This window comes from Pseudomonas sp. RIT409 (assembly GCF_003052515.2).
GTDB lineage: Bacteria > Pseudomonadota > Gammaproteobacteria > Pseudomonadales > Pseudomonadaceae > Aquipseudomonas.
The window spans coordinates 283387-307872 of sequence record NZ_QARE02000002.1 but is presented as its reverse complement, the minus strand read 5'-3'; the positions used below and the strand labels follow the sequence as shown (position 1 = coordinate 307872).

Annotated in this window: 24 protein-coding genes; 13 read left to right on the top strand and 11 right to left on the bottom strand. The window is 60.6% G+C overall.

Annotation, left to right across the window (positions count from 1 at the left end; genetic code table 11):
• Window positions 1-45: 45 nt before the first annotated feature.
• Both DBP26_RS03955 and cyaY read right to left on the bottom strand, forming a co-directional pair.
• On the bottom strand, window positions 46-267 hold the full coding sequence (locus DBP26_RS03955; protein WP_108236159.1) for a DUF1289 domain-containing protein: 222 nt from the start codon (window positions 265-267) through the stop codon (window positions 46-48).
• A gap of 2 nt (window positions 268-269) precedes the next feature.
• Entirely contained in the window at window positions 270-611 is a 342-nt protein-coding gene (gene cyaY / locus DBP26_RS03950) for an iron donor protein CyaY (RefSeq protein ID WP_108236160.1), read from the bottom strand.
• Between the two features lie 238 nt (window positions 612-849).
• On the opposite strand from cyaY, the gene DBP26_RS03945 reads away from it, so the two are divergent.
• From DBP26_RS03945 to DBP26_RS03920, 6 genes are read left to right on the top strand one after another with little or no spacing between them, the layout of a single operon-like run.
• Entirely contained in the window at window positions 850-1014 is a 165-nt protein-coding gene (locus DBP26_RS03945) for a lipoprotein (protein ID WP_108236161.1), read from the top strand.
• Window positions 1015-1023: 9 nt separating this feature from the next.
• Window positions 1024-2271 carry a diaminopimelate decarboxylase gene (gene lysA / locus DBP26_RS03940; RefSeq protein ID WP_108236162.1) on the top strand — a complete coding sequence of 416 codons (1248 nt, stop codon included), beginning with the start codon at window positions 1024-1026 and terminating at the stop codon, window positions 2269-2271.
• A 4-nt stretch (window positions 2272-2275) separates the two neighbouring features.
• Window positions 2276-3106 (top strand): diaminopimelate epimerase, encoded by an 831-nt coding sequence (dapF, locus tag DBP26_RS03935; protein WP_108236163.1) that lies wholly within the window; start codon window positions 2276-2278, stop codon window positions 3104-3106.
• Window positions 3107-3119: 13 nt separating this feature from the next.
• A complete protein-coding gene (locus DBP26_RS03930; RefSeq protein WP_108236164.1) occupies window positions 3120-3857 on the top strand; it encodes a DUF484 family protein in 738 nt (245 codons plus the stop codon).
• 2 nt (window positions 3858-3859) lie between these two features.
• Window positions 3860-4756 carry a tyrosine recombinase XerC gene (gene xerC, locus DBP26_RS03925; protein ID WP_108236165.1) on the top strand — a complete coding sequence of 299 codons (897 nt, stop codon included), beginning with the start codon at window positions 3860-3862 and terminating at the stop codon, window positions 4754-4756.
• Window positions 4753-5448, top strand: coding sequence for an HAD family hydrolase (locus tag DBP26_RS03920; RefSeq protein ID WP_108236166.1), 696 nt, complete (start codon window positions 4753-4755; stop codon window positions 5446-5448). Before xerC ends, DBP26_RS03920 begins: the two co-directional genes overlap by 4 nt.
• 115 nt (window positions 5449-5563) lie before the next feature.
• On the opposite strand, the gene sutA is transcribed toward DBP26_RS03920, so the two are convergent.
• The 4 genes from sutA to glnK form a co-directional block, all read right to left on the bottom strand.
• A complete protein-coding gene (gene sutA, locus DBP26_RS03915) occupies window positions 5564-5896 on the bottom strand; it encodes a transcriptional regulator SutA (RefSeq protein ID WP_108236167.1) in 333 nt (110 codons plus the stop codon).
• Window positions 5897-5989: 93 nt separating this feature from the next.
• Window positions 5990-6421 (bottom strand): secondary thiamine-phosphate synthase enzyme YjbQ, encoded by a 432-nt coding sequence (locus tag DBP26_RS03910; RefSeq protein ID WP_108236168.1) that lies wholly within the window; start codon window positions 6419-6421, stop codon window positions 5990-5992.
• Window positions 6422-6673: 252 nt separating this feature from the next.
• Window positions 6674-8011, bottom strand: a complete 1338-nt coding sequence (locus DBP26_RS03905) for an ammonium transporter (RefSeq protein WP_108236169.1) — start codon at window positions 8009-8011, stop codon at window positions 6674-6676.
• Window positions 8012-8044: 33 nt separating this feature from the next.
• On the bottom strand, window positions 8045-8383 hold the full coding sequence (gene glnK / locus DBP26_RS03900; RefSeq protein WP_002555808.1) for a P-II family nitrogen regulator: 339 nt from the start codon (window positions 8381-8383) through the stop codon (window positions 8045-8047).
• Between the two features lie 419 nt (window positions 8384-8802).
• Between glnK and DBP26_RS03895 the strand changes: the two genes are divergently transcribed.
• Window positions 8803-9066: an accessory factor UbiK family protein gene (locus DBP26_RS03895; RefSeq protein WP_108236170.1), complete on the top strand. Its 264-nt coding sequence runs from the start codon at window positions 8803-8805 to the stop codon at window positions 9064-9066.
• Between the two features lie 171 nt (window positions 9067-9237).
• On the top strand, window positions 9238-10731 hold the full coding sequence (locus tag DBP26_RS03890) for a YifB family Mg chelatase-like AAA ATPase (RefSeq protein ID WP_108236171.1): 1494 nt from the start codon (window positions 9238-9240) through the stop codon (window positions 10729-10731).
• Between the two features lie 93 nt (window positions 10732-10824).
• Here the strand turns inward: DBP26_RS03890 and DBP26_RS03885 are convergent, their stop codons facing one another.
• Both DBP26_RS03885 and DBP26_RS03880 read right to left on the bottom strand, forming a co-directional pair.
• Window positions 10825-12798 carry a methyl-accepting chemotaxis protein gene (locus tag DBP26_RS03885; RefSeq protein ID WP_108236172.1) on the bottom strand — a complete coding sequence of 658 codons (1974 nt, stop codon included), beginning with the start codon at window positions 12796-12798 and terminating at the stop codon, window positions 10825-10827.
• Between the two features lie 194 nt (window positions 12799-12992).
• On the bottom strand, window positions 12993-13913 hold the full coding sequence (locus tag DBP26_RS03880; RefSeq protein ID WP_108236173.1) for a LysR substrate-binding domain-containing protein: 921 nt from the start codon (window positions 13911-13913) through the stop codon (window positions 12993-12995).
• A gap of 162 nt (window positions 13914-14075) precedes the next feature.
• On the opposite strand from DBP26_RS03880, the gene DBP26_RS03875 reads away from it, so the two are divergent.
• On the top strand, window positions 14076-15458 hold the full coding sequence (locus DBP26_RS03875) for a NorM family multidrug efflux MATE transporter (protein ID WP_108236174.1): 1383 nt from the start codon (window positions 14076-14078) through the stop codon (window positions 15456-15458).
• Between the two features lie 280 nt (window positions 15459-15738).
• Here DBP26_RS03875 and DBP26_RS03870 read toward each other — a convergent pair whose 3' ends face one another.
• Window positions 15739-17409 (bottom strand): bifunctional diguanylate cyclase/phosphodiesterase, encoded by a 1671-nt coding sequence (locus DBP26_RS03870; protein ID WP_108236175.1) that lies wholly within the window; start codon window positions 17407-17409, stop codon window positions 15739-15741.
• 203 nt (window positions 17410-17612) lie between these two features.
• Here DBP26_RS03870 and rep point away from each other — a divergent pair, with 203 nt between their 5' ends.
• The 4 genes from rep to DBP26_RS03850 all read left to right on the top strand — a co-directional run bounded on the left by rep (window position 17613) and on the right by DBP26_RS03850 (window position 22108).
• On the top strand, window positions 17613-19622 hold the full coding sequence (gene rep, locus DBP26_RS03865; protein ID WP_108236176.1) for a DNA helicase Rep: 2010 nt from the start codon (window positions 17613-17615) through the stop codon (window positions 19620-19622).
• A gap of 39 nt (window positions 19623-19661) precedes the next feature.
• Complete coding sequence (locus DBP26_RS03860) at window positions 19662-20231, top strand: xanthine phosphoribosyltransferase (RefSeq protein WP_108236177.1); 570 nt, start codon at window positions 19662-19664, stop codon at window positions 20229-20231.
• Between the two features lie 180 nt (window positions 20232-20411).
• A complete protein-coding gene (locus DBP26_RS03855) occupies window positions 20412-21296 on the top strand; it encodes an MBL fold metallo-hydrolase (protein WP_108236178.1) in 885 nt (294 codons plus the stop codon).
• Entirely contained in the window at window positions 21293-22108 is an 816-nt protein-coding gene (locus DBP26_RS03850; RefSeq protein ID WP_108236179.1) for a sulfite exporter TauE/SafE family protein, read from the top strand. The genes DBP26_RS03855 and DBP26_RS03850 overlap by 4 nt, the downstream gene beginning before the upstream one ends.
• A 32-nt stretch (window positions 22109-22140) precedes the next feature.
• Here DBP26_RS03850 and DBP26_RS03845 read toward each other — a convergent pair whose 3' ends face one another.
• Both DBP26_RS03845 and DBP26_RS03840 read right to left on the bottom strand, forming a co-directional pair.
• A complete protein-coding gene (locus tag DBP26_RS03845; protein ID WP_108236180.1) occupies window positions 22141-24063 on the bottom strand; it encodes an acetyl-CoA hydrolase/transferase C-terminal domain-containing protein in 1923 nt (640 codons plus the stop codon).
• A gap of 102 nt (window positions 24064-24165) precedes the next feature.
• Complete coding sequence (locus tag DBP26_RS03840) at window positions 24166-24468, bottom strand: DUF2845 domain-containing protein (RefSeq protein WP_108236181.1); 303 nt, start codon at window positions 24466-24468, stop codon at window positions 24166-24168.
• Between the last annotated feature and the right edge of the window lie 18 nt (window positions 24469-24486).

Genomic DNA, 24486 nt, shown 5'->3' with positions numbered 1-24486 from the left:
CACGGGCTGCGGCCAAGCTCCAAAAGATTCGCCAATCGCAAAACCTCAGGATTGCACTCGGCGCTGATCGGCCTGATGCACGATTTCGCGACGCCGCTCATCCGTTGCCGCCCGCCACTCGCGGATGTCTTCGACATGGCGGAAACAGCCGGTGCAAATTCGCTGCTCATCCAACCTGCAGACACTGATACAGGGTGACGGCACCGCCGGGCTGACGTTGCTGAACAGAGGTTTCGGCGGCCGCGCCGACGTCGTGCTCGCCGTCACGATCAGTTGCCGTCGATTGCATCGAAATCCAGTTCGACGCCGGCCTGCGCCTGCGCCAGACGCGTCAGCATTTCACCCAGCAATTCTTCGGTCTTGTCGCAAACCCAGCGCTTTTCCTCTTCGTCGTAATCGAAGTGGAAACCACCGGCGACTGCTGCAAGCCAAAGCTGGCGCAGCGGCTCCTGACGGCTGAAGATGAATTGAGTACCGTTTTCGAATTTCACGGTCAGAACACCGGCCGAACTCTCGAGGTCCAGATCCAGGTCACTCTCGTCGAAGATGTCCTCAAGTTTTTCTTGCGTGGCATCGACCAGATCGTGAAAGCGGGCTTCGGTCAAACTCATTGCGGGAACCTCGAAAGTGTCTACGAATGGCGCAGCGACGCAAGATACGGTCGCTTCCGGTCAATTGCAAAGCTTACCCGCCCATTAGCACGTTGCCGCGCCAAAAAAACGCCCGTCGTGCCCTTCCCTGCCGCACGATCCGTCAAACCCCCGCCGGACGGGAGCCGTAGCGCATAGGCAATCTGTCGGGTGGTCGGTATACTCGGGCGCAATTAATGCTTATACAAAGGATTTCGCCATGAAGCGCCTGATTTCCTCCCTGGCCGCGCTCCTCGCCGTTGCGTGCCTGGTCTCTGCCTGCGGTCAGAAAGGCCCGCTGTATCTGCCCGACGGCGAAACGTCCAGTGCACCTGGCGCCGAGAATTCTTCGCACTCGCACAAGCACCAGACCTCGACTTACTAGGGATTGACCATGGACGCCTTCAACTACCGCGGCGGTGAGCTGTTCGCGGAGGGAGTTGCATTGTCTGCCATCGCCGAGCGTTTCGGCACGCCGACCTATGTTTATTCCCGAGCCCATATCGAAGCCCAGTACCGCGCCTACGCCGACGCGCTGGATGGCATGCCGCATCTGGTGTGTTTCGCTGTCAAGGCCAACTCGAACCTGGGCGTGCTCAACGTCCTGGCCCGTCTGGGCGCCGGTTTCGATATCGTGTCCCGAGGCGAACTGGAGCGCGTTCTGGCCGCGGGCGGTCAGGCCGACCGCATCGTCTTTTCCGGTGTCGGCAAGACCCGTGACGACATGCGTCGCGCCCTTGAGGTCGGCGTGCATTGCTTCAACGTAGAGTCCACCGACGAGCTGGAGCGCCTGCAAGTCGTGGCCGCCGAAATGGGCGTGCGCGCGCCGGTGTCCCTGCGGGTGAACCCGGACGTGGATGCCGGCACTCACCCTTACATTTCCACCGGTCTGAAAGAAAACAAGTTCGGCATCGCGATCGCCGACGCCGAAGACGTATACGTGCGCGCCTCACAACTGCCCAACCTGGAAGTCATCGGCGTCGACTGCCACATCGGCTCGCAACTGACCACACTGGCGCCATTCGTCGACGCTCTGGATCGGCTGCTGGACCTCATCGATCGCCTCGGCGATTGCGGCATTCATCTGCGTCACCTGGACCTGGGTGGCGGTCTTGGGGTGCGCTACCGCGATGAAGAACCCCCTCTGGCCGGCGACTACATCAAAGCCGTGCGCGAGCGCCTCGAAGGTCGGGACCTGGCGCTGATGTTCGAACCCGGTCGTTTCATCGTCGCCAACGCGGGCGTACTGCTGACTCGGGTCGAGTACCTCAAGCACACCGAGCACAAGGATTTCGCCATCGTCGACGCCGCGATGAACGACCTGATCCGTCCCGCCTTGTATCAAGCCTGGATGGACGTCAAGGCCGTCAAACCTCGCGACGGCGTAGCACGCACCTACGACGTCGTCGGCCCGATTTGCGAGACCGGTGACTTCCTGGCCAAGGATCGCGACCTGGCGCTGGCCGAGGGTGATCTGCTGACCGTGCACTCGGCGGGTGCCTATGGCTTCGTCATGAGTTCGAACTACAACACCCGTGGCCGCAGCGCCGAAGTGTTGGTCGACGGCGACCAGGCATTCGAAGTACGCCGTCGCGAAACCCTCACCGAGCTGTTCGCTGGCGAAAGCCTGTTGCCGGAGTAATCCCATGCTGCTGCGTTTTACCAAGATGCACGGCCTGGGCAATGACTTCATGGTGCTGGACCTCGTGAGCCAGCACGCGCACATCCTGCCCAAGCACGCCAAACAGTGGGGCGATCGGCACACCGGCATTGGTTTCGATCAACTGTTGCTGGTCGAAGCGCCCAGCAACCCGGACGTGGACTTTCGCTATCGGATCTTCAATTCGGACGGTTCGGAGGTCGAGCAGTGCGGCAACGGCGCGCGCTGCTTTGCCCGCTTCGTGCTGGACAAGCGGCTGACCGCCAAGAAACAGATCCGCGTCGAAACCAAAGGCGGCATCATCGAGCTGGACATCCGCAGCGACGGCCAGATCAGTGTCGACATGGGCGCGCCACGCCTGGTCCCTGCTGACATCCCTTTCGATGCGCCTCAGCAGGCGCTCAGCTACACGCTTGAGGTGGATGGCGAACCTGTCGAGCTGGCCGCCGTTTCGATGGGTAATCCCCATGCGGTCCTGCGGGTGTACGACATCAACAATGCACCGGTTCACAGCCTGGGCCCGAAGATTGAACACCATCCGCGCTTCCCGGCCCGAGTGAACGTGGGTTTCCTGCACGTCGTCGATCGCCAGCGCGCGCAGTTGCGGGTGTGGGAGCGGGGTGCGGGAGAAACCCAGGCCTGCGGTACCGGCGCGTGCGCCGCCGCCGTGGCGGCCATCAGTCAAGGCTGGATGGACTCGCCATTGCTGATCGACCTGCCGGGCGGACGCCTGTCCATCGAATGGGCAGGGCCGGGTCACCCGGTAGTGATGACCGGCCCGGCCGTCAGGGTCTACGAAGGCCAAGTTCGTTTATGAGTGAGAGCATGCAATGACCGACAAGCCTCAGACTTCAACCGACACGCCCGGTGAATCGTTCACCGACCAGTCAGTGCCTGCCCTTGAAGCCGAGGCTGTCGCGGCTTGGCTGCACAAACATCCGGATTTCTTCGCTGAGCACGATGAGTTGCTCACGACAATGCGCATTCCTCACCAACGCGGCGACACCGTTTCGCTGGTCGAGCGCCAGTTGAAACTGCTGCGTGAGCGCAATATCGAGATGCGCCATCGCCTCTCCCAACTGATGGATGTTGCACGCGACAACGACCGCCTGTTCGAGAAAACCCGTCGCCTGATTCTGGCGCTGATGGATGCCACCAGCCTGGAAGAGATTGTCATGGCCGTCGAAGACAGCCTGCGTCAAGAGTTCCAGGTGCCATTCGTGAGCCTGATTCTGTTCAGCGACAACCCCATGGTCGTGGGCCGCTGGGTCAGCAGCGCAGACGCGCAGAAAGCCATCGGCGGTCTGCTCTCAGGCGGCAAGACCGTCTGCGGAGCCTTGCGGGAGCACGAACTGGAGTTTCTGTTTGGCGCCGATCAGAGCAAGGAAGTGGGCTCCACCGCGATCGTTGCGCTGAGTCACCAAGGCCTGCACGGCGTACTGGCTATTGGCAGCCGTGACCCGCAGCATTACAAAAGCTCGGTGGGTACCTTGTTCCTCAGCTACATCGCTGACGTGCTTAGCCGCCTGCTGCCGCGTTTCACCAACGCTTTGCGCTCGGTGCGCTAGCCATGGAACGGCAACTGGACGCCTACTGCACTCACCTTCGCAGTGAGCGTCAAGTGTCGAGCCATACGCTTGAAGCCTATCGTCGCGACCTGAGCAAAGTGCTGAGTTTTTGCGAGAAACAGCACATCACCGATTGGGCAGCACTGGACGCTCCGACGATGCGCGCGCTGGTGGCGCGGCTGCACCAACAGGGCCAATCCTCACGCAGCATTGCAAGGCTGCTTTCCGCCGTCCGCGGGTTCTATCACTACTTGAACCGCGAAGGCCTGTGCAACCACGATCCTGCGAACGGGCTTTCTCCGCCCAAAGGCGAGCGTCGGCTGCCAAAAACCCTTGATGCCGATCGTACGCTGCAGTTGCTGGAGGGCGGCGTCGAAGACGAGTTTCTCGCGCGTCGTGACCATGCGATTCTTGAACTGTTCTATTCGTCCGGCTTGCGCTTGTCCGAGCTGACCGGCCTGAATTGCGAGCAACTGGATCTGGCCGACGGTCTGGTTCAAGTGCTGGGCAAAGGCAGCAAGACACGCGTGCTCCCTGTGGGTCGAAAAGCCCGCGAAGCGTTGGCAGCCTGGCTGAAACAACGGGCGCTGGCCAACCCTCGCGACGACGCCGTGTTCATCAGCCAGCAGGGGCGCCGTCTCGGACCGCGCTCGATTCAACTTCGGGTCAAGGCAGCGGGTGAGCGCGAATTGGGGCAGAACCTGCACCCCCACATGTTACGGCACTCGTTCGCCAGCCATTTGCTGGAATCGTCCCAAGACCTGCGCGGCGTTCAGGAGTTGCTTGGCCACGCCGATATCACCACGACCCAGATCTACACACACTTGGACTTTCAGCATCTGGCGACCGTGTACGACAGCGCCCACCCGCGGGCCAAACGCAAGGATCCTTCCGAATGAGCGTCAAGCTGATTACCTTCGATCTGGACGACACCCTATGGGAAACGGCGCCCGCCATCGTCAGCGCAGAAGCCATGTTGCGCGACTGGCTGGGTGAGAATGCCCCGAAACTGGGTGCGGTTCCGGTGGAGCATCTGTGGGAAATCCGCTCGCGGCTGGTGGAGGCCGATCCCAGCTTCAAGCATCGGATCAGCGCATTGCGCCGCCGTGTGCTGTTCCACGCGCTGGAGGACGCCGGTTACAGCGCCACCGAGGCGCAGGATCTGGCCGAACAGAGTTTCGAAGTGTTTCTCAAAGGCCGCCACCAGTTGGATATCTTCCCGGAAGTGGTGCCCACGCTGGAGATCCTCACCAAGTCTTACACCTTGGGGGTCGTAACCAACGGCAACGCCGATGTACGTCGACTGGGCTTGGCAGACTATTTCGCCTTTGCGCTGTGCGCGGAAGATCTGGGCATCGGCAAGCCCGATCCAGCGCCTTTCCTCGAAGCCCTCAAACGAGGCAAGGCAGACGCTGCCCATGCCGTCCACGTGGGGGATCACCCGGGCGATGACATCGCAGGCGCCCAGCAGGCCGGATTGCGCGCGATCTGGTACAACCCCGGCGGCAAGGCGTGGGAGGCAGATAAATTGCCGGATGCCGAGATCCGCAGCCTGACGCAGTTGCCAGAGGTGTTGGCGCGGTGGGGGTGAGGGTGTTTGGCGATAAATCGCTACATCGATGCCCGAAGGGCGTCGGTGTTGCGATCTAAAGCCAAAAAAAAGCCCGCAGCGACAGCGGGCTTTTTCTCAGCGGCGCCAGACGTCCTCAGATAGGACGGCTGCCGTACTTGTTGTCAGGCTTTTTGGGAGGGTCGGCGACCACATTGGCTTCGACCTCCTGAATCTTGCCACCGCGGGCAAGGAACTCTTCCATCGCGCGGGCCAGAGCATCGCGCTCTTTGTTCTTGGCTTCCACGCTGGGCAGCTCATCGACCGAGACCGCAGCCTTGGCTTTACCTTTGGCAGGGGCCGCCGGAGCGTCGGGGCTGTCTTCTATCTCCGCGCCGTCGTCTTCAGGAGCAGCCGCAAGCTCCTCACCCTCGTCCTCACCTTCCAGATCATCGTCAAGACTCTCGTTATCGATGTCGTCGTCGCTCATGTTCTACCTCATGACTTGCGAAAGCAGATTAGTTATAGCCCAGTTGCGCTTAATTTCTAAGACAGCCGGAAAAAATTCAACTACCGCCGACAATCAGCGGTCGTGCCCCTCTCCCTGAAGGGTGGCGAGGACTTTACGCGCACCGCCTGTATCGCGATGCTCTCCTAAATAGACACCTTGCCAGGTTCCCATCGCCAGTCGCCCGTCCGTAATCGGAATGAGCAACTGGCAGCCCAGCAAACTGGCTTTGAAGTGCGCTGGCAGGTCGTCCGGGCCTTCGTCATCGTGCTCGTAATCGCCGCGTCCTTGTGGGATCAGGCGATTGAAAAAACGTTCGAAGTCGCGTCGCACTGCCGGGTCGGCATTTTCGTTGATGGTCAACGAAGCCGAGGTATGCTGCAGCCACAGATGCAACAAACCGACTCGGCAGTCGCGCAGCTGTGGAAGTTGCGCAACGATTTCATCCGTCACCAGATGGAATCCTCGAGGCCGTGCCCGCAGGGTGATTCTGGTCTGTTGCCACATACGGTTCTCCGCCCTTCGGCGCGCATTCTAACGCGCTGAAAAAAAAAGCAAAGCGCGTAATGAGTGGCGTTTTCTGCAAGCCTGAAACCCGCCCGCGCAAGCTGTCTTGATCGCTCGCACGCCGACTTTCGAACCTGCATTGAACCGGATCGAGATTGCAAATTGGCGTCATCGGCCGAGCGTCCTGCCTATCGACAAACGCCAGACAAAAAAATGCCCGGAAACCCGGGCATTTTTTCGCAACCGCAGTGATTACAAGTTGTAGCCACGCTCGTTGTGTTGCGCAAGGTCCAGGCCAACCGCTTCTTCTTCCTCGGTGACACGCAGACCCATGACAGCGTCCAGCACCTTGAGAATGATGAAGGTCACGATCGCGGTGTAGATGATCGTGAAGCCCACGCCTTTGCACTGAATCCAGACCTGAGCCGCGATGTCGGTCACGGTGCCGAAGCCGCCCAGCGAAGGTGCAGCGAAAACACCGGTCAGGATTGCGCCGAGGATACCGCCGATGCCGTGAACGCCGAAGGCATCCAGCGAGTCGTCGTAGCCCAGTTTGCGTTTCAGGCTGGTGGCGCAGAAGAAGCAGACCACGCCGGCCGCCAGACCGATGATCAAGCCGCCCATCGGGCCGACAGTACCGGCCGCAGGGGTGATGGCTACCAGACCGGCAACCACGCCCGAAGCGATGCCCAGCGCGCTTGGCTTACCGTGGGTCAGCCACTCGGCGAACATCCAGCCCAGCGCCGCAGCAGCAGTGGCAATCTGAGTGACCAGCATTGCCATACCGGCAGTGCCGTTGGCCGCAGCGGCGGAACCGGCGTTGAAGCCGAACCAGCCCACCCACAGCATCGCGGCGCCGACCAGGGTGTAACCCAGATTGTGCGGAGCCATTGGGGTGGTCGGGAAGCCTTTACGCTTGCCCAGCACCAGGCACGCCACCAGGCCAGCCACACCGGCGTTGATGTGAACAACGGTGCCGCCTGCGAAATCGAGGACGCCCCAGTCCCACAGCAGACCACCCACGCCACTCCAGACCATGTGCGCGATTGGCGCGTAGACCAGCGTGAACCAGATCGCCATGAAAATCAGCATCGCGGAGAACTTCATGCGTTCCGCGAAAGCACCGACGATCAGGGCGGGGGTGATGATGGCGAATGTCATCTGGAAGGTAACGAATACGGCTTCCGGGAACAGCGCCGCTGCACCCGTGATGCTGGAAGGCGTGATGCCTGCCAGGAACGCCTTCGACAGACCGCCGACGAAGGAGTTGAAATTAACGACGTTGGCTTCCATACCGGTGGTGTCGAACGCCATGCTGTAGCCGTAGATGCACCACAGAATGCTGATCAGGCCAGTGATGGCGAAACATTGCATCATCACCGACAGCACGTTTTTCGAACGAACCATGCCACCGTAGAACAGCGCCAGGCCGGGAACGGTCATGAACAGCACGAGAGCGGTAGAGGTCAGCATCCAGGCGGTGTCGCCTGAGTTCAGTACGGGGGCTGCCACTTCGTCTGCCGCCATGGCCAGGCCAGGGGTTACGAGGGACAACAGGGCTCCTAGCCCTGCGATTTGACGCAGAGTCATATTGTTTACTCCTGGGGCGTTGGGTTTGGCGGCTTAGATTGCGTCGGTATCGGTTTCGCCGGTACGGATGCGAATAGCCTGTTCCAGATTGACCACGAAGATCTTCCCGTCACCGATCTTGCCGGTGTTGGCCGCTTTGGTTATCGCTTCGATAACGCGGTCCAGATCCTTGTCGTCAATTGCAACATCGATCTTCACCTTGGGAAGGAAGTCGACTACATATTCCGCACCGCGATACAGCTCGGTGTGGCCTTTCTGACGTCCGAAGCCTTTGACTTCAGTAACCGTGATGCCCTGCACGCCGATTTCAGACAACGACTCGCGTACGTCGTCGAGCTTGAACGGCTTGATGATGGCAGTGACTAGCTTCATGAAACTTTCTCCCGAATTGGTGGACTTGCCCCAGGAAAACAAACCCGACTCAAGTCTAAGCGCAGTGTCTGGCTTTGTAACGCGTCGATGGCCCGAAACAGACCTGACCAACTCCAGAAAACCGCTTCTGACGAAACACTTCCCCGCTCCGCCTGCCGCACTGCATTCGTCACAGCGACTGCATCAGTGCATGGGTCATAAGCCACTAAGCAGAAACCTTGCCATATCGGCAAGTGCCTCGAATTCCGCTGCTTTCGGCGGCGAAGGGAGAGGTCAGATCGCCATCACCCAGGGCGCTCGCACAACAACAGTGCGTGCGTGCACGGCGTCATGCGCGAAAACCGTGCAACGCGCGCCCGATCAAAAGAGGTTGTGCACCCCGTGTTACACTGCGGCCCACCTGATTCAGGAAGACCATCATGCTCGCACCCAAAGCTTTTCTGGACGCCCTGAGCGGCCACGCCTCCCGCCTGTTGGACGGCGAGACCCCACTCCCGCGCAACGAATTCGAAACTCAGTTCAGGGCCCTCCTGCAAAGCGGCTTCAGCAAGCTGGATCTGGTCAGCCGGGAAGAATTCGACAGCCAGATGGTCGTCCTGGCCCGCACCCGTGCCCGCCTTGAAGCACTGGAAGCGAAGATGGCAGAGCTTGAGGCGCAGTTGGCGGGGCCCGCGAAGGATTGAATCGATTGCGTGTAGTTGCCCCATGCAGGAGCAAAACTGCTCATGAATGGGGCCATTGCACGTAATCATTCCACGGCGACACACCTCGTAGAACTTGTCCCGTCCTCCCCTGCTACCCCATGACTATCCTTGAGCACGCCGCAGGACGCGGTGCCGCTATCAAGGATCTTCATGTCCCTCGCCATCGTTCTCAGCCGCGCTCAAGTGGGCGTCGAAGCCCCCGCCGTCACCGTCGAAACCCATCTGGCCAACGGGCTGCCGAGCCTGACGTTGGTCGGCTTGCCGGAAGGTGCGGTGAAGGAGAGTAAAGATCGGGTACGTAGTGCGATTCTTAACTGTCGGCTCGAATTTCCGGCGCGGCGCATCACGCTGAATCTCGCGCCTGCGGACCTGCCCAAAGATGGCGGACGATTTGACCTGGCAATTGCGCTGGGCTTGCTCGCCGCCAGTGCGCAGATTCCCATGCAGGCACTGGATAATGTGGAGTGCTTGGGCGAGTTGGCATTGTCAGGGGCAATACGGCCCGTGCAGGGCGTTTTACCTGCGGCTCTGGCCGCTCGGGATGCCGGACATACATTGATCGTCCCTGCCGTGAATGCCGAGGAAGCCTGCCTGGCGTCAGGTTTGAAAGTGATCGCGGTCAGTCATCTGCTGGAGTTGGTGTCGCATCTCAACGGCCATACGACGATTGAGCCTTACGCATCCAACGGGCTGATCCTACAGACTCGGCCTTACCCCGATTTAAGTGAGGTACAGGGCCAGACCGCCGCCAAACGTGCGCTGCTGGTGGCCGCAGCCGGAGCCCATAACCTGCTTTTTAGTGGACCGCCAGGCACCGGAAAGACGCTACTGGCCAGCCGTCTGCCGGGTCTTCTACCGCCGCTGGATGAGCGGGAGGCGCTGGAGGTGGCGGCCATTCAGTCGGTCGCCAGCCATGCGCCGCTGACCAGTTGGCCGCAGCGCCCTTTCAGACAACCCCATCACTCCGCGTCGGGCCCCGCATTGGTCGGCGGCGGCAGTCGACCGCAGCCTGGCGAAATCACGTTGGCGCATCACGGCGTTCTGTTTTTAGATGAGCTTCCGGAGTTTGACCGGCGTGTTCTGGAGGTCTTGAGGGAGCCGCTGGAGTCCGGTTATATCGTGATTTCGAGGGCCCGCGACAGGGTACGCTTTCCCGCACGGTTCCAGTTGGTGGCCGCCATGAATCCCTGCCCATGCGGCTACCACGGCGAGCCAACCGGACGCTGCCGATGCTCGACCGACCAGATTCAGCGCTATCGCAACAAACTGTCCGGTCCGCTGCTGGACCGTATTGATCTGCACCTGACCGTCGCCCGGGAAACGACCTCACTGGCGGCACCTACGCATACTGGCGAAACCAGCGCGGATGCTGCGCTTGTGGTCTCCGAGGCCCGGGAACGCCAGCAAAGACGACAAGGTTGCGCGAACGCCTTTCTCGACTTGCCCGCCCTGCGCCAACATTGCGTGTTGCTGCCTGAAGATGAAGCCTGGCTCGAAACGGCGTGTGAGCGTTTGAACCTGTCGTTGCGCGCAGCCCATCGTTTGCTGAAGGTGGCGCGCACGCTGGCGGATCTGGAGCGGGAGCACGCGATATCGAGAGCACACATTGCCGAAGCGTTGCAGTACCGGCCGTCCTTGGGGTGATGCGCTCACGCCTCTGGCCGCAGCCTGCAGGATCAGCGTGCTACGCCATTCGCAGAATCAAAAGCGGACTCCTGCCGACACGTCGAGCCCGCGTCACCTGAACCGATCCACTTCCTTGCGCAGGTCCGCCGCCAGCGCATTCAGTTCCTGCGCCGTCACGGCCAGGTTCGAGACCACTTCCCGTTGTTCGCTGTTGGCCAATGCAATGCTTTGCAGGTTGGCACTGAGCAGCGTCGCAGTATTGCTTTGCTCCTGGGTCGCGGTGGTGATCGAGGCGAACTGGTCGCCTGCCGAGCGGCTTTGCTCGTCAATCTGGGCCAACGCCGCAGCAACTTTGGCGTTACGTGACAAACCCTCCTGCATCAGCGCATTGCCGTGTTCCATGGTGCTGATCGCGTTACTGGTTTCCTGCTGGATGCTGGCGATCATGCCCGAAATTTCATCGGTGGCCTGACGGGTGCGCGACGCCAGGTTACGCACTTCGTCGGCCACCACGGCAAACCCTCGACCCTGCTCGCCTGCGCGCGCCGCCTCGATGGCAGCGTTGAGTGCCAGAAGGTTGGTCTGTTCGGCGATGGATGTAATGACGCTGACAATGCCGCCAATTTCCTGGGAGCGTTGGCCCAACGTGTTGATCACCGCTGCGGTACTGCCCAAGGAACCGGCGATCTGCTCCAGCGAAGCTGAAGCCTCCTCCATGGAGGTGCGTCCGATACGAGTCTGCTGAGCGTTACCCTGGGCCAGCCGCTCGGTACTGCCCATGTTGTCGGCGATCGTCAGTGCCGTGGCGCTGAACTCTTCGACCGCCCCCGCCATGCTGGTGATTTCCCCGGACTGCTGCTCCATGCCCTCATAAGCCCCACCGGAGAGCCCGGACAACGCTTGCGCACGCCCACTGACCTCCTGCGCCGCGGTGCGAATGTGCGACACCATGAGCTCCAACGCCTGCCCCATTTTGTTGAAGCTGCCAGCCAACTGACCGATTTCGTCATGACTCGTGATGTGCAGACGCACGCTCAAATCGCCGGCGCCCAATGCTTCGGCCTGGTTGACGAGCGCTGACAGAGGCTGCAACTTGCTACGCAGCAACCAGATTGCCGAGCCCACTGCAATCAGCATCGCCAGCAGGCTGCCAATGGCCAGCTGCATGCCGACGTTCCAGGTCACTGCGCTGATTTCATCTTTCGGCATGATGGCCAGGATCGACCAAGGCCCACCGGTGAACGGCTCGGCCACCGCATAAAAATCCTCCCCTGCGTCCTGCCAGAAACGTCCTACATTGGGCGTCTTGACGAAATCGGCCAGGGTTTTGCGCGCCTGATCCAAATCCTTCACGCCAGCGGGGGGGACCAGCCAATTGTTTTGCTCATCCAGCACGGCGAGAGAACCGGTGTCGCCAATACGAAAGCTTTTGAGGTTTTCGAACTGCGCCTTTTGCGCGTCGGTGTAATCGAAGCCCACGAACAACACCGCAATGACCTTGCCGCTGCTGTCGCGTACCGGGGAGTACTGAGTCATGTACAAGCGATCGAACAGCAAGGCGCGCCCCACATAGCCTTGCCCGGCCAGCAGTTTGTCGTAGGCGGGGTGTTTGTGGTCAAGCGCGGTGCCGATGGCGCGCGAGCCGTCCTGCTTGCTCAGCGAAGTGCTGATGCGGATGAAATCGTCCCCGCTGCGCACGAAAACGGTCGCCACGCCCGCGGTCATCTTTTTGAAGTCGTCGACCTCAGTGAAGTCGTTGTTCAACACAGTGCCATGCAGCAATAACGCCGGCGTTTGCACGCCCGCTACAGCGACGGACTGATCAGCCTGGATCGTCAGGCCATTGAACCGCTTTTCGAACAGGCCACTCAGGCGTTGGGTGCTGTCGCGCAGCGTACTGTGGAAGGTGTTGAGCTGGTCGGCCAGTAACCGCGCCTCGCTGCCCATGTGCTCCTCGCGAATGGTCAGGTTGGCCGAATCGAGCGAACGCAGGGCGAAAAGCGTACTGCCGCTGATAACGATAGCCAGGATGACGGCCAGGGCAATCCCGAGTTGCGATGCAATGCGGGCACGGGGCTTGGGCATGAAAACTCCTTGCCGAACGACCGGACCATCCTGATCGCGGGCAAACCATTCGGACTGTTTCTAATAGAGGGGATCGATGAGTCGATAGATGCGAACCGACCCTGTACTTAGGAATCGGCTGACAGCCGGAATACTTGAGTCTGACGCCGGGTTTTAGGCTTGGCAGCAGGTGCGTCTGCGAACGGGCTGCGTGCCTATTCGAGGATCGTCACCTGCGGCAATTCCATCGCCTGCACTTCGCTTTTGAGAAAGTCGCTCAATCTGCGCAGCCGCTCGCCTCCGGGTCGGGTCTTGGGCCAGACCAGGTAATAGTTTTCCCCGCTGAACACCGCCGTGCGCCACGGCAGGCTCAAGCGGCCTTGAAGGACGTCTTCGGCCACCATCAGCAAATCACCCATGGAAACCCCATAGCCCCGCGCCGCGGCGATCATGCCCAGCTCGAGCGTGTCGAACACCTGACCGCCCTTGAGCGACACCTGATCCGACAACCCCATGCGCTCCAGCCAACTGCGCCAGTCCCGGCGATCAGGTGTGGGATGCAGCAGCTCGGTGCTGGCCAACCGTGCTACATCCCAGGGCCCATCATCGAGCAAATTGGGCGAGCCGACGGGAATGAGTAACTCCGGAAACAGGTAGGTCGCTTCCCAATCAGGAGGAAAGTGACCTCGGCTGAGCAGGACAGCGCAGTCGAACGGCTCCTGGGTGAAATCCACATGGTCGATGTCCATCCAGGCGCTGGTCAGTTGGACCTCGTTTCCCACCTGCAAATGACGAAACCGACTCAGCCGCGCCAACAGCCACCGCATGGTCAGCGTCGATGGCGCTTTCATGCGCAGGATGCCCTCTTCTGCCATCAACGCGCTGCAGGCTCGCTCCAGCGCTGAAAAGCCTTCGCGTACACCCGGCAGCAGTTCGCGCGCCGCCTCGGTCAATTGAAGGTTGCGTCCCTGGCGGCGAAACAGTCGGCAGGCGAAATGCTGTTCCAGTGTATGGATATGGCGACTCACCGCACTTTGAGTGATGGACAGCTCCTCTGCCGCGCGGGTGAACGAGCTGTGCCGTGCGGCGGCTTCGAATGCGCGCAGCGCATACAGCGGCGGGAGACTACGAGGCATGAGGCGCTTCCTGTTTAAGTAGTGGCGACGCAAGAAGCGCTAATGTAAAACAGTCAGGATGAGTTTTACTCATGCCAATGATCGTATTTATCCCTTTGTGAAATGCGTGCCGAATCAACACAATGGGCTGCTCATCCCTGCCTCTCCCTTCGAGCCCCGACCATGCAACAGCACGCCTTCAAAGAACTGTGGATCATCCTGCGGCTGGCTGGGCCGCTGATCGCTTCCCAGATGGCACACATGCTGATGGTCTTCACCGACACGGTGATGATGGGCAAACTCGGCCCGGAATCCCTCGCCGGCGGCGGGCTGGGCGCCGCCAGCTACAACTTTGTGTCTTTCTTCTGCGTCGGTGTAATGGCGGCGGTTGGCACGCTGGTGGCCATTCGCAAGGGTGCCAATGATGACGCAGGCGCCACCCGCCTGACTCAGGCGGGGCTATGGTTGGCGTGGGGCATGGCGCTGATCGCCGCGCTCGTTTTGTGGAACCTTGCACCGATTTTGGCGCACTTCGGCCAAGACGAAGCCAACGTGCTCATGGCCAGCCAATTTCTGACCACCTTGCCGCTGGCGCTGCCGGGACTGCTGAGTTTCATGGCATTGCGCGGCTTCACCAGCGCTCTTGGCCGGGCCACTCCCGTCATGGTCATCAGCCTGGCGGGCGTGGTGGTCAACTTCGGTCTGAACTACGCCTTCATCCATGGCCTGTTCGGCCTGCCGCACTGGGGCCTGATGGGCATCGGCCTGGTCACCGCGATTGTCACCAACGGCATGGCGCTGACTCTGTGGCTGCACATTCGTTATCACCGTGCGTATTCGGCGTATCCGATTCACAAAGACCTGATGTGCCTTTCGCGCACCTGTCTCAAGGAACTCTGGCGGCTGGGCCTGCCCATCGGCGGGACTTACGCGGTCGAAGTCGGCCTGTTCACCTTCGCAGCGTTCTGCATGGGCGCAATGGGCAGCACGCAAATGGCGGCGCACCAGATCGCCCTGCAATCGGTGTCGATGGCCTTCATGATTCCCGTCGGGATTTCCTACGCCGTGACCATGCGCATCGGCCTGCATTACGGCGCCGGAAACCTGCTGCTGGCGCGCACGGCGGGCCGCATGGGTATCGCGTTCGGCGGCCTGCTGATGCTGACGTTCGGCATTCTGTTCTGGGTGGCGCCGCATGCGGTCATCGGGCTGTTCGTTGACCTGCGAGATCCCACCTACCAGGGCGTCGTCGAGCTGGCGGTGAAGTTGCTGGCGATAGCGGCCTGGTTCGAAATCCTCGATGGCACGCAAACCATTGCGATGGGAGCGATTCGCGGCTTCAAGGACGCCAAGACCACCTTTCTCATTGGTCTGATCAGCTATTGGCTGGTCGGTGCGCCGTTGGCGTGGGGGTTCGGTTTCCTCGGGCACTACGGTGCAGAAGGCGTCTGGTGGGGGCTGGCGCTGGGGCTGTTGTGCTCGGCGGTGGCGTTGACCCTGGCATTCGAGCGCAAGACGACCAAGCTGTTGCGCAAAGAGGCGACGGGTGTCGTTGTGATGGGCTGACGCTGAATATGTGTAGGACCCAGCTTGCCCGCGATCGCGTTGTGTCATTCAAGGTATGCGCGACTGACCGAACGCAATCGCGGGCAAGCGCGCTCCTACGAGAGAGGTGTGGTCATATCTCGGCCATCTCCCTGAAAAGAGGCAACGGGCGTCGTTGTGATGGGCTGACGCCGAATATGCGTAGGAGCGCGCTTGCCCGCGACAGCGTTGTGTCAGGCAACATATTTGTCGTAGATACACCGCAATCGCGGGTAAGCGCGCTCCTACGAGAGAGGTATGGTCATATCCGCTGCACCACCCGGCCATCTCCCTGATCGGACATCAGGTGATCGATCAGTTCCGGCAGCGCCAGCGGATGACTGATCAGATACCCCTGTGCCTGGTCGCAATCGAAGCTGCGCAGCAACGCCAGTTGTGCCGGGGTTTCGACGCCTTCGGCCACGACTTCCAGACTGAGGTTGTGCGCCAGGTTGATCATGGCGTGCACCAGCTTGCGGTTTTCTTCACGTTGTTCCATTTCGCCGACAAAGCTTTTGTCGATTTTGAGCAGTGTGATCGGCAAGCTGTTCAGGTGCACGAACGACGAGAACCCGGTACCGAAGTCGTCCAGCGAGAAGCGCACACCCAAGCGCCCCAGGGCGTCCATGGTCTGTTTGACCAAGTCACTGCGCCGCATGACCGCAGTCTCGGTGAGTTCGAATTCCAGCCACTGCGCATCGATGCCACGGTCCACGATCAGCCGGCTCAGGGTTGGCAGCAACTGGTTGTCTTGAAACTGCCGAAAGGACAGGTTGATTGCCATGTGCAGCGGCGGCAGGCCCTTTTGACGCAGGGTTTGCATGTCGCGCAATGCGCGGGAAATGACCCAATAGCCCAACGGTACGATCAAGCCGCTCTGCTCTGCCAGCGGAACGAATTCGCTGGGCGGCAGCAACCCACGCTCGGTATGCCGCCAGCGCACCAAGGCCTCCAACCCGAGAATCTTGCCTGAGTTCAGACACAGGCGCGGCTGGTAATGCAGTTCCAGCTCATCACGACGCAGGGCCCGCCGTAGCTCGCTTTCCAGATCGGCCAGACTGCGGGCATTGCGGTTGATGCGTTCATTGAAGACATGGAAGGTGCAGCCTTGGGTGCTTTTGGCCTGCTGCATGGCGATGTGCGCATGCCACATCAAGGGGTCGGCGCCGGCGTCGGCGCGGGCATGGGCGATGCCCAGGCTGCAACCGATCAACAAGCTCTCACCGTCGATCCAGTAAGGCTCGGATAGCGCCTCGGTGATGCGCTCGGCCATCCATTCAGCCCGCTGGGGCGCGCGCCGCGTGTCGATCAGCAAGGCGAACTCGTCGCTGCCCAGTCGGGCCAGTTGGTCGCACGCCTCAAGCTGACCCTTGAGCCGCGCAACCACCTGCAGAATGAGACGGTCCCCGGCCTGGTGCCCCAGGGCATCGTTGGCGCGCCGGAAGTTGTCCAGGTCCAGATGCCCCAGCGCCAGTCCGCGCCCGTCGAACTCGGCCAGGCGTGCTGCCAGCAACGTCTGGAAACCCTGCCGGTTGGCGATGCCGGTCAGCGGATCTTGCTCGGCCAGGCGCTGTAACGTGTTTTCCAGCAGCCCGCGCTCGCGCACATGGCGCAAGCAACGCCGCAGGCTCTGGGGTGTCAGCGCGTCCCGCACCAGCCAGTCGGCGACGCCGATCGGGTCGGCATCAGGCTCGACATCGAACAGCAACACGGTCGGCCAGTTGCATTGGCTTGCGAGGGGTTGCAAGTGCGGGGGTGTAAAGAGAATGAACGTGTGGGCAGGATCGACAGCATCACCCACCGCCTCCCAGCCCGGCGCACAGTCGAGATGCACGGCGCCTCCCAGCAGTGCCAGAGACTCGCGCAATAACGTCGGCCATTCCGGCGTATCCGCCAGCAGCAGCAAACGCAAGGGTTCGACAGGCGTAGACAAGCTAGCTCCCTACACAAACAAAAGGCTTCGTCGCCCACTCGATCGAATGGCGTCAAACGCGGTGATCATCGCGTGATGCGCAAATGTAACAAAACGGGGAAATATAGATAGCGTGACGCATCACAGTGTCGGACGGTCGCTGCACAATCCTCGGACCCTGTTAAAATGCCCGCCCATTTTTCTGGCTATCTCCTTTTTTCCCCATGTCCCGACTCAATCCCCGGCAACAAGAAGCCGTGAACTACGTCGGCGGCCCTCTTTTGGTGCTCGCCGGCGCGGGTTCCGGCAAGACCAGCGTGATCACCCGCAAGATTGCCCACCTCATTCAGAACTGCGGCATCCGTGCGCAGTACATTGTCGCCATGACCTTCACCAACAAGGCGGCGCGGGAAATGAAGGAACGGGTCGGCACTCTGCTGCGCAGCGGCGAAGGGCGTGGCCTGACGGTCTCGACGTTCCACAACCTGGGCTTGAACATCATCCGCAAGGAGCACGTCCGCCTGGGGTACAAGCCGGGGTTCTCGATTTTCGACGAGACAGACGTCAAAGCGCTGATGACCGACATCATGCAGAAGGAATACTCGGGAGACGACGGCGTCGACGAGATCAAGAACATGATCGGCGCTTGGAAGAATGACCTGATTCTGCCGTCCGAAGCGCTGGCCAACGCACGCAACCCCAAGGAGCAGACGGCCGCAATCGTCTACACCCATTATCAGCGCACGCTGAAAGCGTACAACGCGGTGGACTTCGACGACTTGATCCTGCTGCCGGTGAAGCTGTTCGAGGAACACAAGGACATTCTCGAAAAATGGCAGAACAAGGTGCGTTACCTCTTGGTAGACGAATACCAGGACACCAACGCCAGCCAGTACCTGCTGGTGAAAATGCTCATCGGTACGCGCTGCCAGTTCACCGTGGTGGGCGACGATGACCAGTCGATCTACGCCTGGCGCGGCGCGCGGCCAGAGAACCTGATGCTGCTCAAGGAAGATTACCCATCGCTGAAGGTGGTGATGCTCGAGCAGAATTATCGCTCGACCAGCCGCATCCTGCGCTGCGCCAACGTGCTGATCGCCAACAACCCCCATGCTTTCGAAAAGCAGCTGTGGAGTGAAATGGGGCACGGCGACGAAATCCGCGTGATCCGCTGCAAGAACGAAGACGCCGAAGCCGAGCGCGTGGCAGTGGAAATTCTCAGCCTGCACCTGCGCACCGACCGCCCCTACAGTGACTTCGCCATCCTGTACCGCGGCAACTACCAGGCCAAACTGATCGAGCTGAAGCTTCAGCACCATCAGATCCCGTATCGGCTGTCGGGCGGAAGCAGTTTCTTCGGTCGCCAGGAGGTGAAAGACCTCATGGCCTATTTCCGGCTGCTGGTAAACCCGGACGATGACAACGCCTTTCTGCGCGTGATCAACGTGCCGCGTCGGGAAATCGGCTCGACCACGTTGGAAAAGCTAGGCAACTATGCCACGGAGCGCGGCGTCTCGATGTACGCCGCGACCGACGAACTCGGGCTGGGCGAACATCTGGACAGCCGCTTCACCGATCGCCTCAAGCGCTTCAAACACTGGATGGACGGTGTGCGTCAGCAGTGTGCGCTCAATGATCCGATCGCCGCCCTGCGCAGCATGGTCATGGACATCGACTACGAGAACTGGATTCGTCAGAACAGCTCGAGCGACAAAGCCGCCGACTACCGAATGGGCAACGTGTGGTTCTTGATCGAAGCGTTGAAAAACACGCTGGAGAAGGACGAAGAAGGGGGCATGACCATCGAGGAGGCCATCGGCAAGCTTGTCTTACGGGACATGCTCGAACGTCAGCAGGAAGAGGAAGACGGCGCCGAAGGCGTGCAGATGATGACCTTGCACGCCTCCAAGGGCCTTGAATTTCCCTACGTCTTCATCATGGGCATGGAAGAAGAGATCCTTCCGCATCGTTCCAGCATCGAAGCCGATACCATCGAGGAAGAACGGCGCCTGGCCTACGTGGGCATTACCCGCGCCCGTCAGACATTGGCGTTCACCTTTGCAGCCAAGCGCAAGCAGTACGGCGAGGTCATCGACTGCTTGCCGAGCCGCTTCCTCGACGAGCTGCCGCCGGACGACCTGGCCTGGGAAGGCAACGACGACACACCGACCGAAGTGAAGGCCGTTCGCGGCAATACGGCATTGGCGGATATCCGCGCCATGCTGAAAAGATAAACCGACATTTCGCGCACTGGCGCACCGAGGACCACCCACGTGGAAGCACTGCACAAGAAAATTCGCGAGGAAGGCATCGTACTTTCCGACCAGGTATTGAAGGTCGACGCGTTTCTCAACCATCAGATCGATCCGGTTCTGATGCAGCAGATCGGAGACGAGTTCGCCACGCTGTTCGCCCACTCGGGTATCACCAAGATCGTCACCATCGAGGCCTCCGGCATCGCACCTGCCGTCATGACCGGTCTGAAACTGGGCATTCCCGTGATTTTCGCGCGCAAGCACCAGTCGCTGACACTGACGGAGAACCTGTTTTCGGCAAACGTTTTCTCGTTCACCAAGCAGACCGAAAGCACGATCGCCATCTCCACACGCCACCTGACCAGCAGCGACCGTGTGCTGATCATCGATGACTTCCTGGCCAACGGTAAGGCCTCCCAGGCGCTGATCTCGATCATCAAGCAGGCCGGTGCCACCGTGGCAGGCCTGGGGATCGTGATCGAGAAGTCATTTCAGGGCGGCCGCGCGGAACTGGACGCGCAAGGCTATCGTGTAGAGTCGTTGGCACGGGTCAAATCGCTGACCGGCGGCGTGGTTACATTCGTCTGACCTATCGACGCACGCTGTAGGAGCGTGGCTTGTCCCGCGATCGGCGACGAAGTCGTCGTAAAATCAAGCGCTGCGATAACCAGGTATACCGCGGAGGCAAGATTTGCTGCCGCTTCGCGCCAGATCGTCCAATTGCCGCCCAGAGACAAGCCACGCTCCCACAGAGAATGGAGACATCTTATGATCATTGGCGAAAAACTGAGCATCGAAGCCTTCTTCGACTCGCAGACATCGACCATCAGCTATTTGGTCGTAGACCGCTCGACCGCAAAGGCCGCCCTCATCGACAGCGTGCTGGACTACGACCCCAAATCCGGCCGCACCAGGACCGAGTCCGCCGACAAGCTGATCGCCCGAGTCCGCGAGCGGAATGTGTCCGTGGAATGGATTCTGGAAACCCACGTCCATGCCGATCATATCTCCGCCGCGGCGTACCTCAAGGAGCAACTCGGCGGCACGGTCGCCATCGGCAGCCACATCACTCGGGTGCAAAAGGTGTTTGGCACGCTGTTCAATGCCAAAGGCGAGTTCGCGCGCGACGGCAGCCAGTTCGACCGGCTGCTGGACGATGATGCGCACTTCCGGATCGGTTCCCTGAACGCCCGGGCGATGCACACGCCCGGCCACACCCCGGCCTGCATGACGTATCTGATCGAAGGGGGCGACGAGACGGTGGCCTTCGTCGGCGACACCCTGTTCATGCCCGATTATGGAACGGCGCGCTGCGACTTCCCTGGCGCCGATGCGCGTGTGCTCTACCGTTCGATTGGTCGGATTCTCAGCCTGCCGCCGCAAACTCGCCTGTTCATGTGCCATGACTACCTGCCCAATGGCCGGGAGCTGATGTACATGACGACCGTCGCCGAACAGCGCGCCAACAACATCCATATCCGCGAAGGCATCGATGAGGACGCCTTCGTCGAGATGCGTGAAAAGCGCGATGCGACATTGGACATGCCGGTGTTGATCCTGCCGTCGGTGCAGATCAACATGCGCGGCGGGCAGATGCCGGAGCCGGAGGACAACGGTGTGAGCTATCTGAAGGTGCCGATCAACGCCCTATGACAGAACACGAACTGATCGGAGCCGGCCTCGGTACGATCATGGGTGCCGTACTTGCCCTGACAGGCGCAGGCGGCGGGATTCTCGCGGTGCCGCTGCTGGTTTTTGGGCTGGGACTTTCGATGGTCGAAGCCGCGCCGGTGGGTCTGCTGGCGGTAGGCCTGGCTGCGGCCGTGGGCGCATTGCTGGGCTTGCGGCAGGGCATCGTGCGTTACCGAGCCGCGCTGTTCATCGCCAGCATCGGCATCTGTTTCACGCCACTGGGCTTGTGGCTGGCGCATCAACTGCCTAATACACCGCTGGCAGTGGGTTTTTCGCTGATGTTGGTTTACGCCTGCACCCGCATCTACCGCAAGGCCGCGCACGAACTGCATCACGGCAAGCCGCCAGCGCGGGCTGACTTTTTGCCGTGCGTGCTCAATCCTTTGGAAGGTCGGCTGCGCTGGACCCTGCCCTGTGCCCGCGCGCTCGCCATTACCGGTGTGCTATCAGGGTTGTTGTCGGGCTTGCTGGGAGTGGGTGGAGGTTTCGTGATCATCCCGGCCCTGACCCGTTACACCGATCTGGACATGAAAAGCATCGTCGCAACGTCACTGGCCGTGATTGCGCTGGTGTCCATGGGCAGCGTCATCAGCGCCAGTGTGAGCGGGCTGATGCACTGGGCTGTGGGCGTGCCGTTTGCGGCAGGTGCGGTGGTGGGGTTGATTGCAGGACGGCAGGTGGCGCGGTTTCTCGCCGGGCCAAGGTTGCAGCAGCTGTTCGCGGTGACCGGGTTTGTGGCGGCAGGGCTGTTGATCGTCAAAACCCTGTCCTGACGTTAATGCCTTTCCTTGCAGCAGCGCCTTGGTCAAGTCGTCGCGTGCAATCCCGCCAACAACAAGCGCTGATACAACTCCTCGCGCAACCCTTGCGGCTCGCTCAACCCCATACGCTTAAGGTGTTCCGGGAACGCCCCCGGCTCCGGCGCTTCCAGTGTCGCCTTGCCCAAGTCGAGGAGTTCACTGAGCTTGAATTTGCTCTTCAGCCAGTTCAGCGCCCGTAGCAGGTCACGTTCTTCGGCAGTGAAATCACTGCCTAACGGATACTCCACGAACAGCGATGGAAACTCATCACGGATCACCTTGAGCCGCTCAGGGGTGTTCTGGCTGAACAACGGGTCGAGACGAAAGCTCTTGGGCAATTTGCCCGCTTTCTGCGCCTGGTCGATCAACCCCTGCTGAAAGCGTGAATCGGTGATATTCAGCAGCGCCTCAATCACGCCTGCATCCGTCTTGCCTCGCAAGTCGGCAATGCCGTATTCGGTAATGACAATGTCGCGCAAATGCCGGGGAATCGTCGCATGACCGTATTCCCATACAATGTTCGAACTGACCTCCCCGCCCGACTCACGCCAACTGCGCAAGATCAGAATCGAACGCGCGCCCTCCAGCGCATGGCCTTGCGCGACGAAGTTGTACTGCCCACCCACACCACTGACCACCCGGCCGTCTTCAAGCTGATCCGACACCGCGGCGCCGAGCAACGTGACCGTAAATGCACTGTTGATGAACCGCGCGTCCCGCCGTTGCAGGCGTTTCAACGTTTCATCGCCATACAACTCGTTGATGTAGCTGATCGCCGTCATGTCGATCTGGGCTTTTTGCTCGGAAGAAAGCTCCCGAAGCCGCTCGTAAAAGCTGCGCGGCCCCAGAAAGAACCCGCCATGAATCGAAACGCCATCGCCATGCAGCGACTCGTCCAAGGCTCCGGCATTGGCTAACGTCTGTCGCTCGACATCGGGGTAAACCTTACGCCGGATAATCCCGGCGTCGAGCAGCACCAACAGACCGTTGACCAGCATTTCGCTGCACCCATACAGGCCTTGCGCAAAAGGCGAGACCCCGCCCTCGCGTTCGATCAGGGGTTTCCAGGTAGAAATCCCGTCCAGCTCAGAAAGGCACGCGCGGTAGCTCTCATTGTTAGCCTGGCGAGCGAGCAATGCGGCGGTCAGCGCATCGCCCATCGAACCGATACCGATCTGCAACGTGCCGCCGTCGCGCACCAACGTACTGGCATACAAGCCGATAAAGTGATCTTGGGTACCCACCGGCATATTGGGTGTCGAGAACAGCGTGCTGCGCTCTTCAAAATCGATCAGCAGGTCGAAGGTGTCGACGCTCACCTCGGCATCGCCCGGCATATAAGGGAGATCGTCATGCACATGACCCAACACCAGGACCGGCTCACCTGCGGCCCTACGCTTTTCCAGCATGGGCAGCAAATCGAGGGTGATATCGGGGTTGCAGCACAGGCTCAAATGATCCGGGCGTTGCGCATCATGGGCCACCAGTTGCGCGATCAGGTTCACGCCATTGGCGTTGATGTCCCGCGCCGCATGGCTGTAGTTACTGCTCACATAGTCCTGTTGCGCCGGTGCGCTGCCCAGCAGGCTGCCGGGCTGCATGAAGAACTGCTCTACATGCACGTGCGGCGGGAGGATGCCTTTGTGCAGGTCAGTGAGGAAGTCAAGCTCGGGGTAGTCGCCAAAAACGCGCTCCAGAAACGGCTCAAGAAAGCGGCCCTGCAAACCATCGCCCGCGTTCGGTCGGCCCAGGCACAGCGCGGTGTAGATCGTCAGTTGTCGGTCAGGCAGGGATTTGATCCGGTTGTACAGCGCATTGGCAAAGCGATTGGGCTTGCCCAGCCCTAACGGCATGCCCATGCGAATGTGCGCAGGCAGTACGGCCAGTACATGATCGACGGCTTGCTCGATCGAGCAGGAATGCGGCATCCGGCCTCTCCTGGATTGTTATTCGATGGAGGTTGGACCGGGGATGGAGAGGAATTGCTGCACGGCTTTTGATTCTACCCGTAGGCCACTATGGCGTGCAGATCAGTCCCGCCGAGTATCGATCGCAACCAGCTTGTCCTCAATGAATTTCAGGTGCTGAAAGGCGCCATTGCGGGGACCGTAGATCCAGAAACTCACCTTCGCAGCATTCATACGTGGCACGCCATTGATACGTGCGACAGGCTCCTGCTCTTCGCTTTTGTCAGGTGCCCCGCACTTCTCGCGGACCACGCTCGCGGTATCACCCAAGCTGATCAACGCCGTCCCGCAGCGCATGGTCGCGTTGGCCACGCCCATGAACATCAGCAACGAAAGCCCTGAAAGCATCAGTGATTTTCTGAACATGGCACCTCGCTTCTGGTG

Excerpts from the sequence above, each read along its gene's own strand:
- cyaY (WP_108236160.1), bottom strand. The coding sequence starts at position 611 with ATGAGTTTGACCGAAGCCCGCTTTCACGATCTGGTCGATGCCACGCAA.
- DBP26_RS03945 (WP_108236161.1), top strand. The coding sequence starts at position 850 with ATGAAGCGCCTGATTTCCTCCCTGGCCGCGCTCCTCGCCGTTGCGTGC.
- lysA (WP_108236162.1), top strand. The coding sequence starts at position 1,024 with ATGGACGCCTTCAACTACCGCGGCGGTGAGCTGTTCGCGGAGGGAGTT.
- dapF (WP_108236163.1), top strand. The coding sequence starts at position 2,276 with ATGCTGCTGCGTTTTACCAAGATGCACGGCCTGGGCAATGACTTCATG.
- DBP26_RS03930 (WP_108236164.1), top strand. The coding sequence starts at position 3,120 with ATGACCGACAAGCCTCAGACTTCAACCGACACGCCCGGTGAATCGTTC.
- xerC (WP_108236165.1), top strand. The coding sequence starts at position 3,860 with ATGGAACGGCAACTGGACGCCTACTGCACTCACCTTCGCAGTGAGCGT.
- DBP26_RS03920 (WP_108236166.1), top strand. The coding sequence starts at position 4,753 with ATGAGCGTCAAGCTGATTACCTTCGATCTGGACGACACCCTATGGGAA.
- sutA (WP_108236167.1), bottom strand. The coding sequence starts at position 5,896 with ATGAGCGACGACGACATCGATAACGAGAGTCTTGACGATGATCTGGAA.
- DBP26_RS03910 (WP_108236168.1), bottom strand. The coding sequence starts at position 6,421 with ATGTGGCAACAGACCAGAATCACCCTGCGGGCACGGCCTCGAGGATTC.
- DBP26_RS03905 (WP_108236169.1), bottom strand. The coding sequence starts at position 8,011 with ATGACTCTGCGTCAAATCGCAGGGCTAGGAGCCCTGTTGTCCCTCGTA.
- glnK (WP_002555808.1), bottom strand. The coding sequence starts at position 8,383 with ATGAAGCTAGTCACTGCCATCATCAAGCCGTTCAAGCTCGACGACGTA.
- DBP26_RS03895 (WP_108236170.1), top strand. The coding sequence starts at position 8,803 with ATGCTCGCACCCAAAGCTTTTCTGGACGCCCTGAGCGGCCACGCCTCC.
- DBP26_RS03890 (WP_108236171.1), top strand. The coding sequence starts at position 9,238 with ATGTCCCTCGCCATCGTTCTCAGCCGCGCTCAAGTGGGCGTCGAAGCC.
- DBP26_RS03885 (WP_108236172.1), bottom strand. The coding sequence starts at position 12,798 with ATGCCCAAGCCCCGTGCCCGCATTGCATCGCAACTCGGGATTGCCCTG.
- DBP26_RS03880 (WP_108236173.1), bottom strand. The coding sequence starts at position 13,913 with ATGCCTCGTAGTCTCCCGCCGCTGTATGCGCTGCGCGCATTCGAAGCC.
- DBP26_RS03875 (WP_108236174.1), top strand. The coding sequence starts at position 14,076 with ATGCAACAGCACGCCTTCAAAGAACTGTGGATCATCCTGCGGCTGGCT.
- rep (WP_108236176.1), top strand. The coding sequence starts at position 17,613 with ATGTCCCGACTCAATCCCCGGCAACAAGAAGCCGTGAACTACGTCGGC.
- DBP26_RS03855 (WP_108236178.1), top strand. The coding sequence starts at position 20,412 with ATGATCATTGGCGAAAAACTGAGCATCGAAGCCTTCTTCGACTCGCAG.
- DBP26_RS03850 (WP_108236179.1), top strand. The coding sequence starts at position 21,293 with ATGACAGAACACGAACTGATCGGAGCCGGCCTCGGTACGATCATGGGT.
- DBP26_RS03845 (WP_108236180.1), bottom strand. The coding sequence starts at position 24,063 with ATGCCGCATTCCTGCTCGATCGAGCAAGCCGTCGATCATGTACTGGCC.
- DBP26_RS03840 (WP_108236181.1), bottom strand. The coding sequence starts at position 24,468 with ATGTTCAGAAAATCACTGATGCTTTCAGGGCTTTCGTTGCTGATGTTC.